The organism is Deinococcus sp. LM3 (assembly GCF_002017875.1).
In the GTDB taxonomy this organism is placed as follows: domain Bacteria; phylum Deinococcota; class Deinococci; order Deinococcales; family Deinococcaceae; genus Deinococcus.
Window position 1 is genome coordinate 2,880,510 of sequence record NZ_MUFV01000001.1, and the last position, 12,996, is coordinate 2,893,505.

Below are 12,996 nucleotides of genomic sequence, written 5' to 3' on the forward strand. Positions count from 1 at the left end.
TGCCGGTGCGGGCCGTCAAGATCATCTGACCGGCGCGTCACCTCGGTCTGGCCCGGCCGGATCACTTCTGAACGGACGTTCCGACCGGGATGCGGGCCGCCGCATCGAGACGGGCCGTGTCCAGCGTGGACGCCTCGAAACGGTCGCGCAGGTAGTGTCCCTGCGTGAGCAGGCGGCTGGCGCTGCCGTGATCCTGCCGCAGCGCGCCGTCCACACCCCGGCTCAGGTGCTCCAGCTGCTCACGCAGCAGCCCTTCCGGATCGCGGCCCCCGGCGCGCAGCTGCTCGCGGGCGGCGGGCGTCAGGTTCAGGTAACTGCGCAGCGTGTCCGGCAGGTACTCCCGGCGGATCTGGCCCAGCGTCGCCCGCGTGTGCGGCTCCAGCGTGGCGGGCGCGTCCTGAAGGCGGCACAGCAGCGCCAGGGCGTACAGGCGGTGCGGTTCGGGCAGTCGCAGCGCCAGCGCGGGCGCGTCGTCCGGCGGGGTGCCCGGCGCGGCCGCACCCTCAGCCGGGCCGGACCGGGCGCGCAGCAACTCCAGGTTGTGCCGGTGAATCATGGCGCGCCGCGCCAGCGGAAAACCGAACACCGACGCGAAAAAGAACAGGGGAACCAGAATGTCTTCCACAGGGAAACCTCGACTCGGGACAGGGCACTCGGCACAGGGCACTCGCGACAGGGCGTGGTGGCAGCGGAACACGGTCAGCCTACCCCCGCCTGCGCGTACGCCGCGTCACCCTTAAGGCGGAGTGGGGGTGGCGGCCCGCCCAGGCCAGTAAAATCCCTGGCATGAGTCAGATTCAGAGGTTCCGTCCATAACCGGCGTCGCGTTCAAGGGAAAACGCGCGCGTGAACTGTCCGCCGACGCGGCCGTCAGTGTCGTGGACGTGTTCAAGAGCTTCAGGTCGACGTCGGGCGGCGAGACGCGCGTGCTGGACGACATCGACCTCGATATCCGCCGGGGCGAGTTCTTCAGCCTGCTGGGTCCCAGCGGGTGCGGCAAGACGACCCTGCTGCGCATCCTGGCGGGCTTCGAGCAGCCGGACGCCGGGCAGGTCATCATCGGCGGGCAGGACATGACGGGCGTGCCGCCGCACCTGCGCAACGTGAACACCGTCTTCCAGAGTTACGCGCTGTTCCCGCACCTGAGCGTGCAGGACAACGTCGCGTTCGGCCTGAAGATGAAGGGCGTGCCCGCCGCGCAGGCCCGCACCCGCGTCATGCAGGCCCTGGAGCGCGTGCGCATCGCGGACTTCGCCTCTCGCCGCCCGGATCAGCTGTCGGGCGGGCAGCGGCAGCGTGTGGCGCTGGCCCGCGCCATCGTGAACGAACCGCAGGTGCTGCTGCTCGACGAGCCGCTCTCGGCGCTGGACCTGAAACTGCGCAAGGAGCTGCAGGTGGAACTCGCCAACCTGCAGGAGAGCCTGGGCATGACCTTCGTGTTCGTCACGCACGACCAGGAGGAAGCGCTGGTCATGAGTGACCGCATCGCTGTCATGAACCGGGGCCGCGTGGAACAGCTGGGCCGCGCCGAGGAACTGTACGAGCGGCCAAGGACGGCGTTCGTGGCGAACTTCCTGGGCAGCAGCAATCTGATCGAGGGCACCGTCCTGAGCGTGGACGGCAAAGGCGCCACCGTGCAGACCGTGCACGGCCCGCTGCGCACCACGCACGGCGAGGGCCTGCGCCCCGGCCAGAACGTCACGCTGTCCGTGCGGCCCGAGAAACTGAGAATGGAACGCGACGACGAGACCGAAGGTAACGAGATCCGCGCGACCGTGGACGACATCGTGTACACCGGCGCCGAGAACCAGTACCTGCTGCGCGCCAGCGGCCAGCAGCTCGTGGTGTTCCAGCTGAACGCCGACATCGGCGCCGACGAGGACTTCGACTACGAGGAACAGGTCACCCTGTACCTGCCGCCCGACAACCTCGTCGTGCTGGAAGAAGCATGACGGGGGTTGATAGTCGAAGGTTGATGGTTGATGGAACACCCCTCTATCAACCATCAACCTTCAACCATCACCGCACCGAAGGTGCTCCGTGCTGACGGTCCGGCGGTTCTTCGCCACGCTGGGGCCGGGCACGCTGTGGCTGGCGGCGTTCCTGATCGTTCCGGCGCTGGTGATGCTGGGGTACTCGTTCCTGACGCGCACGGACCTCGCGCAGGTGGGCGGCCCGTGGACGCTGGAGAACTGGGGGCGGGTGTTCGGGTACGACGCGCTGTTCCAGGAGTGGACGGCCGACAACGCGCGCGTGCTGTGGCGCAGCGTGTGGGTGGCGGGCCTCAGCACAGCGCTGTGCGTGCTGATGGGCTACCCGCTGGCGTTCTACATCGCCCGCCAGGACGCGCGGCGCAAGAACCTGCTGCTGCTGCTGCTGATCATCCCGTTCTGGACGAACTTCCTGATCCGCGTGTACGCCTGGATCCTGATCCTGCGGCCCTTCGATCTGGTGCCCAGCCTCACGGCGACCCTGCTGGGCATGGTGTACGCGTTCGTGCCGTTCTTCGTGCTGCCCGTGTACTCCAGCGTCGAGAAGATCGACTGGCGCCTGCTGGAGGCCGCGCAGGACCTCGGCGCGCCCCCCCTGCGGGCCTTCATGACCGCCGTGTTCCCGCAGACCCTGCCGGGCCTCGTGGCGGGCATCCTGCTGACCTTCATCCCGGCACTGGGCACCTTCGTGGTCAGCGACATCCTGGGCGGCGCGAAGACCGCGCTCGTCGGGAACCTCATCCAGAACCAGTTCGGGCAGGCGGGCGACTGGCCGTACGGCAGCGCCCTGAGTTTCCTGCTCATGGGCATGGTGCTGCTGGGCCTGTGGGGCTACGCCCGCCGCGCCGGACAGAAAGGCCTGGAGGAACTCGTATGAGTGCGCTACGCGCACGGCTGATAGTTGATGGTCGATGGAACCCTCTTTCAACCATCAACCATCACCTGTCAACCGCCCGGAGGGCCCCATGATCCGGCGGACGCATCCGGCCCTGAGCGTGTGGGCGTGGCTGGTGTACGCGTTCCTGTACCTGCCGATCATCGTGCTGGTCGTGTTCTCGTTCAACGATTCGCGCTTCGGGGCGACCTGGGCGGGCTTCACCACCAAGTGGTACGGGGTGCTGTTCGCCCGCACGGACGTGCGCGAGGCCCTCACGAACACCCTGACCGTGGCGGTGGTCAGCACGCTGATCAGCACGGTGCTGGGCACCCTGGTGGGCCTGGGCCTGTGGCGGTACACGCTGCGCTTCCGCACGGCCCTGACCGGACTGCTGGTCCTGCCGATCGTCATTCCGGACGTGGTGATGGGCGTGAGCCTGCTGATGTTCTACGCGTTCGTGCGCTCGGGCCTGGAGCGCCTGGGCTGGACCTTCGACAACGGCTTCTGGACGGTGCTGCTGGCGCACGTGACCTTCCAGATCAGTTACGTGGCCCTGACCGTCCGCTCGCGGCTCGCCGGGTACGGCCCGGAACTGGAGGAAGCCGCGCGGGACCTGGGCGCCACCGGCCTGCGGTCATTCACGCACGTGGTCCTGCCGCTGGCGCTGCCGGGCGTGCTGGCGGGCGCGCTGCTGGCGTTCACGCTGTCCCTGGACGACTTCGTGGTCACGTACTTCACGAGCGGGTCGGGCTTCAACACCCTGCCGGTCCTGATCTACACGAACGTCAAGCGGGGCGTCACGCCGGACATCAACGCCCTGAGCGCCCTGCTGGTCCTCGTCACGGTGGTCGCCATCGTCGCCGCGAACGCCCTGCTGCGCCCCCGGAGGCAGCCATGAAACGCGCCGCCCTGAGCGCCCTGCTCGTGCCGGTCCTGCTGAGCGGCTGCTACCGCGTCGAGAAGCCCGCCGCGACCTCCGGCCCGGTGACCGCGCCCATCACGCGCGGCGACGGCAGGACCCTGCGGGTGTTCATCTGGTCCGAGTACATCGACCCGGACCTCGTGACCGCCTTCGAGAAAGAAAACGGCGTGCGCGTCGTGCTGGACACCTTCGAGAGCAACGAGGCCATGCTCGCCAAGTTGCAGGGCGGCGGCGCGCAGTACGACATCGCCGTGCCCAGCAACTACGTGGTGCAGACCATGGTCCGGGCCGGACTGCTGCAACCGCTGGAGAAGTCCCGACTGCCGAACCTGAAGAACATCGCGCCCGGCTTCCTGAACGCCCCTTACGACCCCGGCAACCGCTACTCCGTGCCGTACCAGTACGCCGCGACCGGACTGGCCTACAACCGGGAACGCTACGTGCCGCAGGACACCTGGGCCGAGATCTTCGGCCCGGATGACACCCGCACCTTCGTCCTGCTCGACGATCCGCGCGAGGTGATCGGCGCGGCCCTCAAGTACCTGGGCTTCAGCGCCAATACCACCGACGTCGCCCAGCTGCGCCAGGCACGCGACCTGCTGCGCGGCGTGGTCGCCAAGAAGGGCTTCCAGGGCTTCGACGGCGGCCCCGGCACCCGCAACAAACTCCTGGCCCGGCAGATCGACCTCGGGCAGATCTACGTGGGCGACCTGCTGATCGCCACCGAGGAAGACGAGAACGTGCAGGTCCTGCTGCCCCGCCAGGGCACCACCATCAGCATGGACACCCTGGTCGTTCTCAGGCGCAGCCCCAACCCGGACCTCGCGCACCGCTTCATCGACTACCTGCTCGACGCCGACAACGGCGCGCAGCTCAGCAACTACACCTACTACGCCACCCCGAACGCCGCCGCGCAACCCCTCCTCGACGACTTCCTGAAGGACATTCCCGCCCTGAACCCGCCCGCCGCGTGGCTCACGGACGGCCGCCTGGACTTCATCGGCGAGCTGCCCACCGGCCGCCCGCAACGCCTGTACGACCGCATCTGGACGGAACTCAAGAGCCGCTGAGCCCGCAGTCCAGAAGCCAAGAAGCAAGGCGCCCCCGCTGAACGTGGGGGCGCCCTGCTCTTGGTCTGTGGTTCAGTCCGGCTGGTTCACGGGGTGCAGGGCGTCCAGCCAGCCCCAGTCACGCAGGTACGCGCGGAACTCGCCGATCAGTTCGCGGGCCTCGTCGCGTTCGGATTCGTGCAGGGCGCGCAGCCACGCCTCACCGGTCGCGCGGGTGAAGGCCCGCAGCGGCGCCGGGCGGCCCAGGAAGTTGTCCAGGGCTTCCAGCAATTCCTCGGCGCGGGCGCGCGTCCAGGGGCGCTGGCGGGTCACCTCGTTCAGGAACTCGTCGGCGGCGTGCTCCAGCAGCGGCGTGCGGCCCACGATCCACGGGGCTTTCAGCGGCGGCAGGCTCACGGCGCTCACGCTTTCCAGCCCGGGAAGCCCTCGATGGCGACCAGCGTGGGGCGCGGGATGTTCGTGCCGGCTTTCGCCGCGAAGTTCGAGCGCAGCTTGTCCAGGCTCTCGCTGTCCTCGCCGGGGTGCTGGATGGCCAGGAACAGCGTCTTGCCGTCGGGGCTCCAGACGGGGCCGGTCATCTCGGCGTCCACCGGGCCGATCGCGAAGCGCTGCGCCTTCCCGGCGTCCGGGCCTTCGGTCGCGAAGAAGAACATGGCGTTGTTCCCGTGGAACTCCTTGATGGGGTTGCTGCTCAGGTCGCTGTTGTCCGTGACCATCCACAGGTTCCCGTACGGGTCGAACACCAGGTTGTCGGGGCTGGCGAAGCCGCTCTGCGGGCCGCCCACCGCGAACACTTCCCACAGGAACGTCGTGGCGGTCCAGTCGTCCTTGGCCTCACGGAACTTGATGATCTGCCCGAAGTAGTTGCCGTGCTTGGAGTTGTTCGTCAGGGCGACGTACACCTCGCCGGTGCGGGGGTGAATCTCGATGTCCTCGGGCCGGTCCACGGGCGTCCCGCCGACCGCCAGGGCGCTGGCGCGGGCGTCGGCCAGCACGTCGGCCTGACTGCCGAACAGCGCCTTGCCGTCCGCGCCCTTGGCGTCCTTGAGTTTCGGGTTGCGGTCGTAGTCCAGCAGCACCCAGCTGCCGTTCCCGAAGTTCGCCACGTACAGGTCGCCGTCTTCGAGCAGCTTCAGGTTCGCGGCGCGGTCCGCCGGGTTGTACCGGCCGCGCGACACGAACTTGTACACGCAGGCGTCCTGCATGTCGTCACCCATGTATCCGACCACGCGGCCGTCCGCCGCGACCGTGATCGCCACGTTCTCATGCCGGAAGCGGCCCATGCCCGTGCGCTTCTTGGGCGTCCAGGCGGGATCGAAGGGGTCGATCTCGGTCACCCAGCCCTGGTGCATGGCCTCGTAGCCGCTGCCCGCCCAGGCCTTGGCGTAGCCGTCCACGTTCTCCTCGCAGGTCAGCAGCGTGCCCCACGGCGTCTGCCCGCCCGAGCAGTTACCGACGCTGCCCTTGACCATCGTGGCACCCTTCACGGGCGCCGTGCCGCGCACCGGGCCGGTCAGCTCGATGTCGGTCAGCGCGTCGATGCGGCGGTTCCGGGCGTCCGGCACGACCTTCCACTCGCTGCCCTCCCGGCGGACCCGCACCACGCTCACGCCCACGGCCTCCATCTCGGCCTTCACCTGCGCGGGCGTGCGCTCCTTGGTGTTGCCGCCCACGAACAGCGCGTTGGCGTACTCGTGGTTGATGGTCAGCAGCGCCTCGGTGCTGCTCTGCCCGCCCTGCAGCATGTCGATCGGGAAGTACCCCACGTAATCGTGGTTGAAGCCGATCTCACGCCCGTCGTTCGTGAACTTCTCACCCCACGGGGCCAGCACCTGATAGCGGTACCCGGCCGGCAGCGTCAGGGCGTCCGCGCCCGTCACGGGCACCGGCTTGAACGGCGCGACCGTCTGAGGCTTGATCTTCTTCGCGTCCACCGTGGAGGGGCCGCCGTTGTTCGTCTGCGCCTCGGCGATGTTCAGAGGCAGGGTGATGGCGGCGGCCGTCGCGGCGGCGCTCCCGATCGCCGTGCGGCGGGTCAGGCGGGTGTCGAGCAGACGGTGCCAGAAGCTGGCTTCAACCTTGTCCTGTGAGGTCATGATGAACAGTCTGGGTGCGTCGGGTCAGCGGACCTTCAGCGTCCGGTCAGCCGAGTGTCATGCGGGTCGCAGTTGAACCGGGGTCAGATCGACAACGGACGCCGGACTGTACGTTGCAGGTCAGAGAACAGAAGCACCCCGCCGCACGTCCGTCTGGACGCAGGGCGGGGTGCCGGGTGCGCGGGGTATTACTCGTCGGTGCTGAGGACCGCCAGGAACGCTTCCTGCGGCACCTCGACCGTCCCGAACTGCTTCATGCGGGCGCGGCCTTTCTTCTGCTTGTTCAGCAGTTTCTTCTTGCGGCTGATATCCCCGCCGTAGCACTTGGCGAGCACGTCCTTGCGGAAGGCCTTCACGGTGGCGCGCGCGATGATCTTCGCGCCGATCACGGCCTGCACGGGCACCGGGAACATCTGGCGGGGGATGACTTCCGCCATCTTGTCCACGATCTTGCGGCCCAGGCTGTACGTCTTGGTTTCGTGCACGATCACGGCCAGCGCGTCGATGACCTCGTTGTTCACCATGATGTCGACCTTGCGCAGGTCTCCCTCGCGGTAGCCGAGCTGCTCGTAGTCCATGCTGGCGTACCCACGGCTGATGCTCTTGAGGCGGTCGTGGAAGTCGTACAGGATCTCCGCGAACGGCACCTCGTACAGCAGCTCCACGCGCTTGCCGACGTAGTTCATGGTGATCATGGACCCACGGCGTTCCTGTAGCAGCTGCATGACCGGCCCGACGTGCTCCTCGGGCAGCATGATGCTGAGCTTGATGTACGGTTCCTCGACCAGTTCGATGCGGTCGCGGGTGGGGAACTCGGCCGGGTTCTGCGTCTCGAACACGTCGCCGTTCGTGAGGGTCACGCGGTACACCACGGCAGGCGCGGTGGCGATCAGGTCCAGGTCGTACTCGCGTTCCAGGCGTTCCTGGATGATCTCGGCGTGCAGCAGGCCCAGGAACCCGCAGCGGAAGCCGAAGCCCAGCGCCTCGCTGGTTTCCGGCTCGAAGGAGAACGCCGCGTCGTTCAGTTTCAGTTTCTCCAGCGCGTCCCGCAGTTTGCGGTAATCCTCGGTGTCGGTGGGGTACAGGCCGGAGAACACCACGGGCTGCGCGGGCTTGAAGCCGGGGAACGCCTCGGGTGTCTGCCGCTCGCGGCCGGTCAGGGTGTCGCCGACCTGCGCGTCCTGGATGTCCTTGATGCCGGCGGCGACCCAGCCGACCGAACCGGCCGGAAGGGAATCCCCGACGACCAGTCCGGGGCTGAAGGTGCCGACCTTGTCCACCTCGAAGTTCTTGCCGGCGTTCATCAGGCGGATCTGATCCTTGGGCGTCAGGGTGCCTTCCAGCACGCGTACGAACAGGATCACGCCCTGGTACGCGTCGAAGAACGAGTCGAAGATCAGCGCCTTCAGCGGGGCCTCGGGGTCGCCGCTGGGCGAGGGAATGCGGTCCACGATGGCTTCCAGGATCTCGGTGATGCCGATTCCCGACTTGCCGGACGCGAACACGGCGTCCTCGGCGGGAATGCCGATCACTTCCTCCAGTTCCTGCGCCGCGCCTTCCGGGTCGGCGGCCGGCAGGTCGATCTTGTTGATGACCGGCACGATCTCCAGGTTGTTGTCGATGGCCAGGTACGCGTTCACGATGGTCTGCGCCTCGACGCCCTGCGAGGCGTCCACGAGCAGCAGCACGCCCTCGCACGCCGCCAGGGACCGGGAGACCTCGTAATTGAAGTCCACGTGGCCGGGCGTGTCGATCAGGTTGAAAGTGTACGTCTCGCCGCCCGAGCCGTCTTCCTGCGCGGGACGGGTGTACTGGAGGCGGACGGGCGTGGATTTGATGGTGATGCCGCGCTCGCGTTCGAGTTCGAGCGTATCGAGGGTCTGGTCGCGCTTGTCGCGCTCGGTCATCGCGCCCAGACGCTCCATGATGCGGTCCGCGAGGGTCGATTTCCCGTGGTCCACATGGGCGATAATGGAGAAGTTCCTGACGTTCACACAGAGCAGTCTAGTGCATTTGAGGCTTCCAGACCGGGCGCAGCGCTGCGGAAATTCCGCGCCGGGCCAGGGCGGCCGCGTCTGCCCGGCGCGCACCTGCGGCAACCTTCTGCCGGGCCGCTGCGTATGGTGACAGTGACCATGCCCAGACCGCTGCGCCCGCTGCCCACCCGGCCCCCTGTTCCCGCCTGGAAGGTGCTGCTGCCCTTGCTGGTCGCCGGGGGCGTGGGCTGGGGCGCGTGGCAGGCGGCGGCCCGCCCGGTCAACCCGCCCGCGCAGCCCGGCGCGCAGCGAATCAGCGCCGCGCAGGACTGGCAGACCCTGCGCACCCTCGGCCCGCGCGAGACCGGGAGTGCCGGGAACGCCCGCAGCCTGGACTGGGCGCAGGCGCAGTTCGAGGCGCTCGGGTACCGCGTGACCCGGCAGGCCCTCCCGGAGCGGGTGCCCATGCCCGCGCAGCGGGAGGGAACCGTGACCCTCGGCGGCCCCGGCGACCCGCAGACCCTGACCGGCGAGGCCCTGCTGGGCGTGCAGACGGCCGAGCAGACCGGCACGCTGGTGCGCCTGCCGCCCGGCGTGACCGACGCGCAACTGGAGGGCCTGCTGGGCAAACTGGCCGTCACGACCTGCCCGGACGGCCCGTGGCGGGACCTGACCGACCGCGCCCTGAACGCGGGGATTCTGGGGCTGGTCATCGTGAACGACTGCCCGTACCCGCCCGCGTACAGCCCGCTGGGGAACGTGGCCCTGCCGGTCCTGAGCGTCACGCCCGGGGTGGGCCGCGCGCTGCTGGCCGGGGTGGGCCGCGAGGTCACCTTCACCACCACCGTCCGCACCAGCGACGCCCCCGCCTGGAACCTGATCGCGGCGCGCGTGGAGGCCACGCCGGACGTGCTGTTCGGCGCGCACCTGGACAGCGTGCCCGGCAGTCCCGGCGCGAACGACAACGCCAGCGGCATCCTGGCCGTGCTGCACGCGGCCCGGCAGGCGGCCGGCACGCCCCTGGCGGATCGCGCGTGGTTCGTGCTGTTCGGCGCCGAGGAACAGGGCCTGCTGGGCAGCCGCGCCTTCGTGCGCGCCCACCCGTTGCCGCTGCGAGGCACGCGCGCCATGCTGAACTTCGACATGGTCGGCGTGAATGCCGAATCCCTGGGCGTCGATGCGCACCCGGAACTGCTCTCGCTGGCCCGTTCGTTCCGCCCGGACCTGCGCACCTTCCGGGACGCGCCGGCCACCACCCGCGAGACCTTCGGGCGGTCCTCGCCGGTCACGGGCCGCAGCGACAACCTGCCGTTCAAGCTGGTGGGAGTGCGCACCGCCTTCCTGCACCGGGGCGAGGACCGCCACTACCACCGCCCCACCGACACCACCCTGAACCCCGCGCTGGCCGAGGACGCCGCCACCCTGGCCGTGCAGGTCGCGCTGGCCGCGCTGGACGCCCCCTGGACTCCCAGGGAACCCTGCGGCATCACGGGCCGCGACTGCCGCTGACCGCCCGTTCAGTCATGGCCCGCACCCACCCCGTAAAACTGTTAGATTCCTCGCAGTGAACGCCTCGCTGCTTCCACTCCTGGCCGGCCTGACCCTGCTGGCCGGCGTGTCGTGCGGGTCGCGGTCCGGGCCGCCGGGCACGCAGGGCGGCGGTACGGTCATCTTCCCGCCGGCCGCCGGGACCGCCGTGTTCAGCGCCCAGACCGGCCCGGCCGGAACGGACGTCGTGCAGGCCGCCGTCACTGCCAGTGGCCGGTATGGGCTGACCCTGCCGCCCGACCCGACCCTGCCGGACACCGCGCCGACCCTGCTGGACCTGCTCGGCCCGGCCCTGCCGGGAGGGACCCTGGCCGCCTGCCAGGGCGCCCTGACCACCGACCCGCTCGCCGCCCGCCTGCTCGTCCTGAGCGGCGGGCGCTACCTGATCGGCGCGCAGGTCACCGGGACGCTGCGGCCCGCCCCGCAGGCCATCGGCACGCAGCAGGTCCAGGTAATAATCCGGCAGTTCGTGTTCAGCGACCGCGCCGCCACCCTGGGCAGCGACCAGACCTGCACCTTCACGCTGGCCGGGCAGACCCTGGCCGGCACCCTGCGCGTGCGGCCCTCGCTGCGGCGCGGCTGGAACGTCCTGGAAACCCGCCTGGAACTCGGCCCGGACCGCCTGACCTTCGACGTGACCGACGCCGGGACCGACGCGACCGTCGACTGGCTGTACCTGCCCCTCTGACACGGACTCCGGTTGAAGGGGCTGCAATGACCCTTCAATCCGAGCGGATGCGACTCGTAGAGCTGCCCCGCAGAGGTGGAGCAGGGTGGGTTCCGTCTGATACTCCGATTGAATGGGCTGCAAAGCCCGTTCAATCCGAGCGAAGCGAGAAGGAGAAAAACGGGTTCCGGACGTGGAGCTGGCAGATTGGTGGTGTTCCGATCTGTCAGTGAAACAAACGGAATCCGTCTGACGGGCTGTCCGTGCCCACCCCGGATCGGCCCCGCCGGGGCAGGTAAACTCGGGGTATGCCCAGGTCGCTCGCCTTCTTCACCGATGTCGCGCTGCGGGTCGCGGAGGGAGGTGTGACCGAGCGGAACGCCGATCACACCGTCATCCGCTCGCCCGGAAATCCCATGTTCTGGTGGGGGAATTTCCTGCTGATGCCTGCCGCGCCGCAGCCCGGCGACCGGCCCCGCTGGGAGGCGCTGTTCCGCCGGGCCTTCCCGGACGCCGAGCACCGCACCTTCGGCGTGGACACCCCGGACGGCGGCGTGGACAGCGGCGAGTGGGAGGCCGCCGGGTACGAGGTCCTGCGCGACACGGTCCTGACGGCCGCGCAGACCGTCCCGCCGCGCCGCACGCCGACCCTGGACCTGCGGCCCCTGCATTCGGACGCCGACTGGGAGGCCGCCGCGCGCCTCCGGATGGCCGTGAACGCCGCCGGCCCCCACCCGCACGAGGCGGCCGGGTACCTGGAGTTCGTGACGCGCAAACTGGCGGGCGCCCGCGCCGTGCAGGAGCGCGGGCAGGGCGCGGTATTCGCCGCCTTCGACGCGCACGGCGCGGCCCTGAGCACCCTGGGCCTGTTCGACGTGGGCGAGGGCGTCGCCCGCTACCAGACGGTCGAGACGCACCCGCAGCACCGCTCGCGCGGACTGGCCGGCGCGCTGGTCCACGCGGCCGCGCAGTGGGCGCACGAGCGGCTGGGTACGCGCACGCTGGTCATCGTGGCCGACCCCGACTACCACGCGCAGGCGCTGTACGAACGCCTGGGCTTTTGCCCCACCGAGACGCAGCTGTCCTTCCAGAAACGCCCCCCAGACGCCTGAAGGCTTTCAGGTCAGGTCGCCGAACAGGGAGTCGCCGAACAGGGACGCCGGTTCATTCAGCAGCGCCCGGATCGGCGCGAAACTGCGGCGGTGCGCGTCGGTCACGCCGCGTTCGTGCAGCGCGGCGCGGTGGGCGGGCGCGCCGTACCCCTTGTGCCCGGCGAACCCGTAACCGGGGTACTGCGCGTCGAGTTCCAGCATCACCCGGTCCCGTTCGGTCTTGGCGAGCAGGCTGGCCGCCGCGACCGAGTAGCTCAGGGCGTCGGCTCTGGGCGGCGCAGACAGCGGCACGGTCACGCGCAGTTTCAGGTAGTCCGTGACCAGCGCCTGCGGGGCCGGGTCCAGCCGCGCCAGGGCGCGGTGCGCGGCGGCGTGCGTGGCGCCCAGGATGTTCAGGCGGTCGATCTCGTCCGGCCAGGCGTGCTCGACCGCCCAGGCGAGCGCGACCTCACGCACCACCTGCGCGTACTGCTCGCGTTGCGCGGCGCTCAGCTGCTTGCTGTCCCGGAACGGGTACTCGGCGGCCGAGCCGGGCAGGATCACGGCCGCGACCGTGACCGGCCCGGCCCACGCGCCGCGCCCGGCCTCGTCCACGCCCGCCACGCGGAAATGCCCGCGCCGCCAGTGTTCACGCTCGAAGGACCAGTCGGGGGTCACGCTGGGGGGGACCGTCATGCCCGGAACGGTAGCGCATCGCGCCCCGGCCCGCGACCCTGCCGAACGACCGCGCTGAACGA

12 protein-coding genes are annotated in these 12,996 nt (G+C 69.6%); 7 read left to right on the forward strand and 5 right to left on the reverse strand.

Annotation, left to right across the window (positions count from 1 at the left end; genetic code table 11):
* Positions 1–61: 61 nt before the first annotated feature.
* The gene (locus BXU09_RS13590; RefSeq protein ID WP_205684146.1) at positions 62–625 is read right to left on the reverse strand and encodes a hypothetical protein; all 564 of its coding nucleotides are present in this window, start codon (positions 623–625) and stop codon (positions 62–64) included.
* A 253-nt stretch (positions 626–878) separates the two neighbouring features.
* Here BXU09_RS13590 and BXU09_RS13595 point away from each other — a divergent pair, with 253 nt between their 5' ends.
* From BXU09_RS13595 to BXU09_RS13610, 4 genes are all read left to right on the forward strand, one after another.
* On the forward strand, positions 879–1,952 hold the full coding sequence (locus tag BXU09_RS13595; protein ID WP_240501250.1) for an ABC transporter ATP-binding protein: 1,074 nt from the start codon (positions 879–881) through the stop codon (positions 1,950–1,952).
* Between the two features lie 88 nt (positions 1,953–2,040).
* Positions 2,041–2,868: an ABC transporter permease gene (locus tag BXU09_RS13600; protein WP_144012125.1), complete on the forward strand. Its 828-nt coding sequence runs from the start codon at positions 2,041–2,043 to the stop codon at positions 2,866–2,868.
* Between the two features lie 88 nt (positions 2,869–2,956).
* A complete protein-coding gene (locus tag BXU09_RS13605; RefSeq protein ID WP_078304131.1) occupies positions 2,957–3,766 on the forward strand; it encodes an ABC transporter permease in 810 nt (269 codons plus the stop codon).
* Complete coding sequence (locus tag BXU09_RS13610) at positions 3,763–4,860, forward strand: spermidine/putrescine ABC transporter substrate-binding protein (protein ID WP_078304134.1); 1,098 nt, start codon at positions 3,763–3,765, stop codon at positions 4,858–4,860. The genes BXU09_RS13605 and BXU09_RS13610 overlap by 4 nt, the downstream gene beginning before the upstream one ends.
* A gap of 72 nt (positions 4,861–4,932) precedes the next feature.
* Here the strand turns inward: BXU09_RS13610 and BXU09_RS13615 are convergent, their stop codons facing one another.
* From BXU09_RS13615 to lepA, 3 genes are all read right to left on the reverse strand, one after another.
* Positions 4,933–5,265, reverse strand: a complete 333-nt coding sequence (locus BXU09_RS13615) for a hypothetical protein (protein WP_230272363.1) — start codon at positions 5,263–5,265, stop codon at positions 4,933–4,935.
* On the reverse strand, positions 5,262–6,956 hold the full coding sequence (locus BXU09_RS13620; protein WP_078304137.1) for an alkaline phosphatase PhoX: 1,695 nt from the start codon (positions 6,954–6,956) through the stop codon (positions 5,262–5,264). The genes BXU09_RS13615 and BXU09_RS13620 overlap by 4 nt, the downstream gene beginning before the upstream one ends.
* A 188-nt stretch (positions 6,957–7,144) precedes the next feature.
* The gene (gene lepA, locus BXU09_RS13625; protein WP_078304139.1) at positions 7,145–8,950 is read right to left on the reverse strand and encodes a translation elongation factor 4; all 1,806 of its coding nucleotides are present in this window, start codon (positions 8,948–8,950) and stop codon (positions 7,145–7,147) included.
* Positions 8,951–9,091: 141 nt separating this feature from the next.
* On the opposite strand from lepA, the gene BXU09_RS13630 reads away from it, so the two are divergent.
* The 3 genes from BXU09_RS13630 to BXU09_RS13640 all read left to right on the forward strand — a co-directional run bounded on the left by BXU09_RS13630 (position 9,092) and on the right by BXU09_RS13640 (position 12,259).
* Positions 9,092–10,441: a M28 family metallopeptidase gene (locus BXU09_RS13630; RefSeq protein WP_168174596.1), complete on the forward strand. Its 1,350-nt coding sequence runs from the start codon at positions 9,092–9,094 to the stop codon at positions 10,439–10,441.
* Between the two features lie 55 nt (positions 10,442–10,496).
* Entirely contained in the window at positions 10,497–11,168 is a 672-nt protein-coding gene (locus BXU09_RS13635; RefSeq protein WP_078304145.1) for a hypothetical protein, read from the forward strand.
* Between the two features lie 287 nt (positions 11,169–11,455).
* The gene (locus BXU09_RS13640) at positions 11,456–12,259 is read left to right on the forward strand and encodes a GNAT family N-acetyltransferase (RefSeq protein ID WP_078304149.1); all 804 of its coding nucleotides are present in this window, start codon (positions 11,456–11,458) and stop codon (positions 12,257–12,259) included.
* A gap of 6 nt (positions 12,260–12,265) precedes the next feature.
* Here the strand turns inward: BXU09_RS13640 and BXU09_RS13645 are convergent, their stop codons facing one another.
* Positions 12,266–12,934, reverse strand: a complete 669-nt coding sequence (locus tag BXU09_RS13645; RefSeq protein ID WP_078304152.1) for a ribonuclease HII — start codon at positions 12,932–12,934, stop codon at positions 12,266–12,268.
* Between the last annotated feature and the right edge of the window lie 62 nt (positions 12,935–12,996).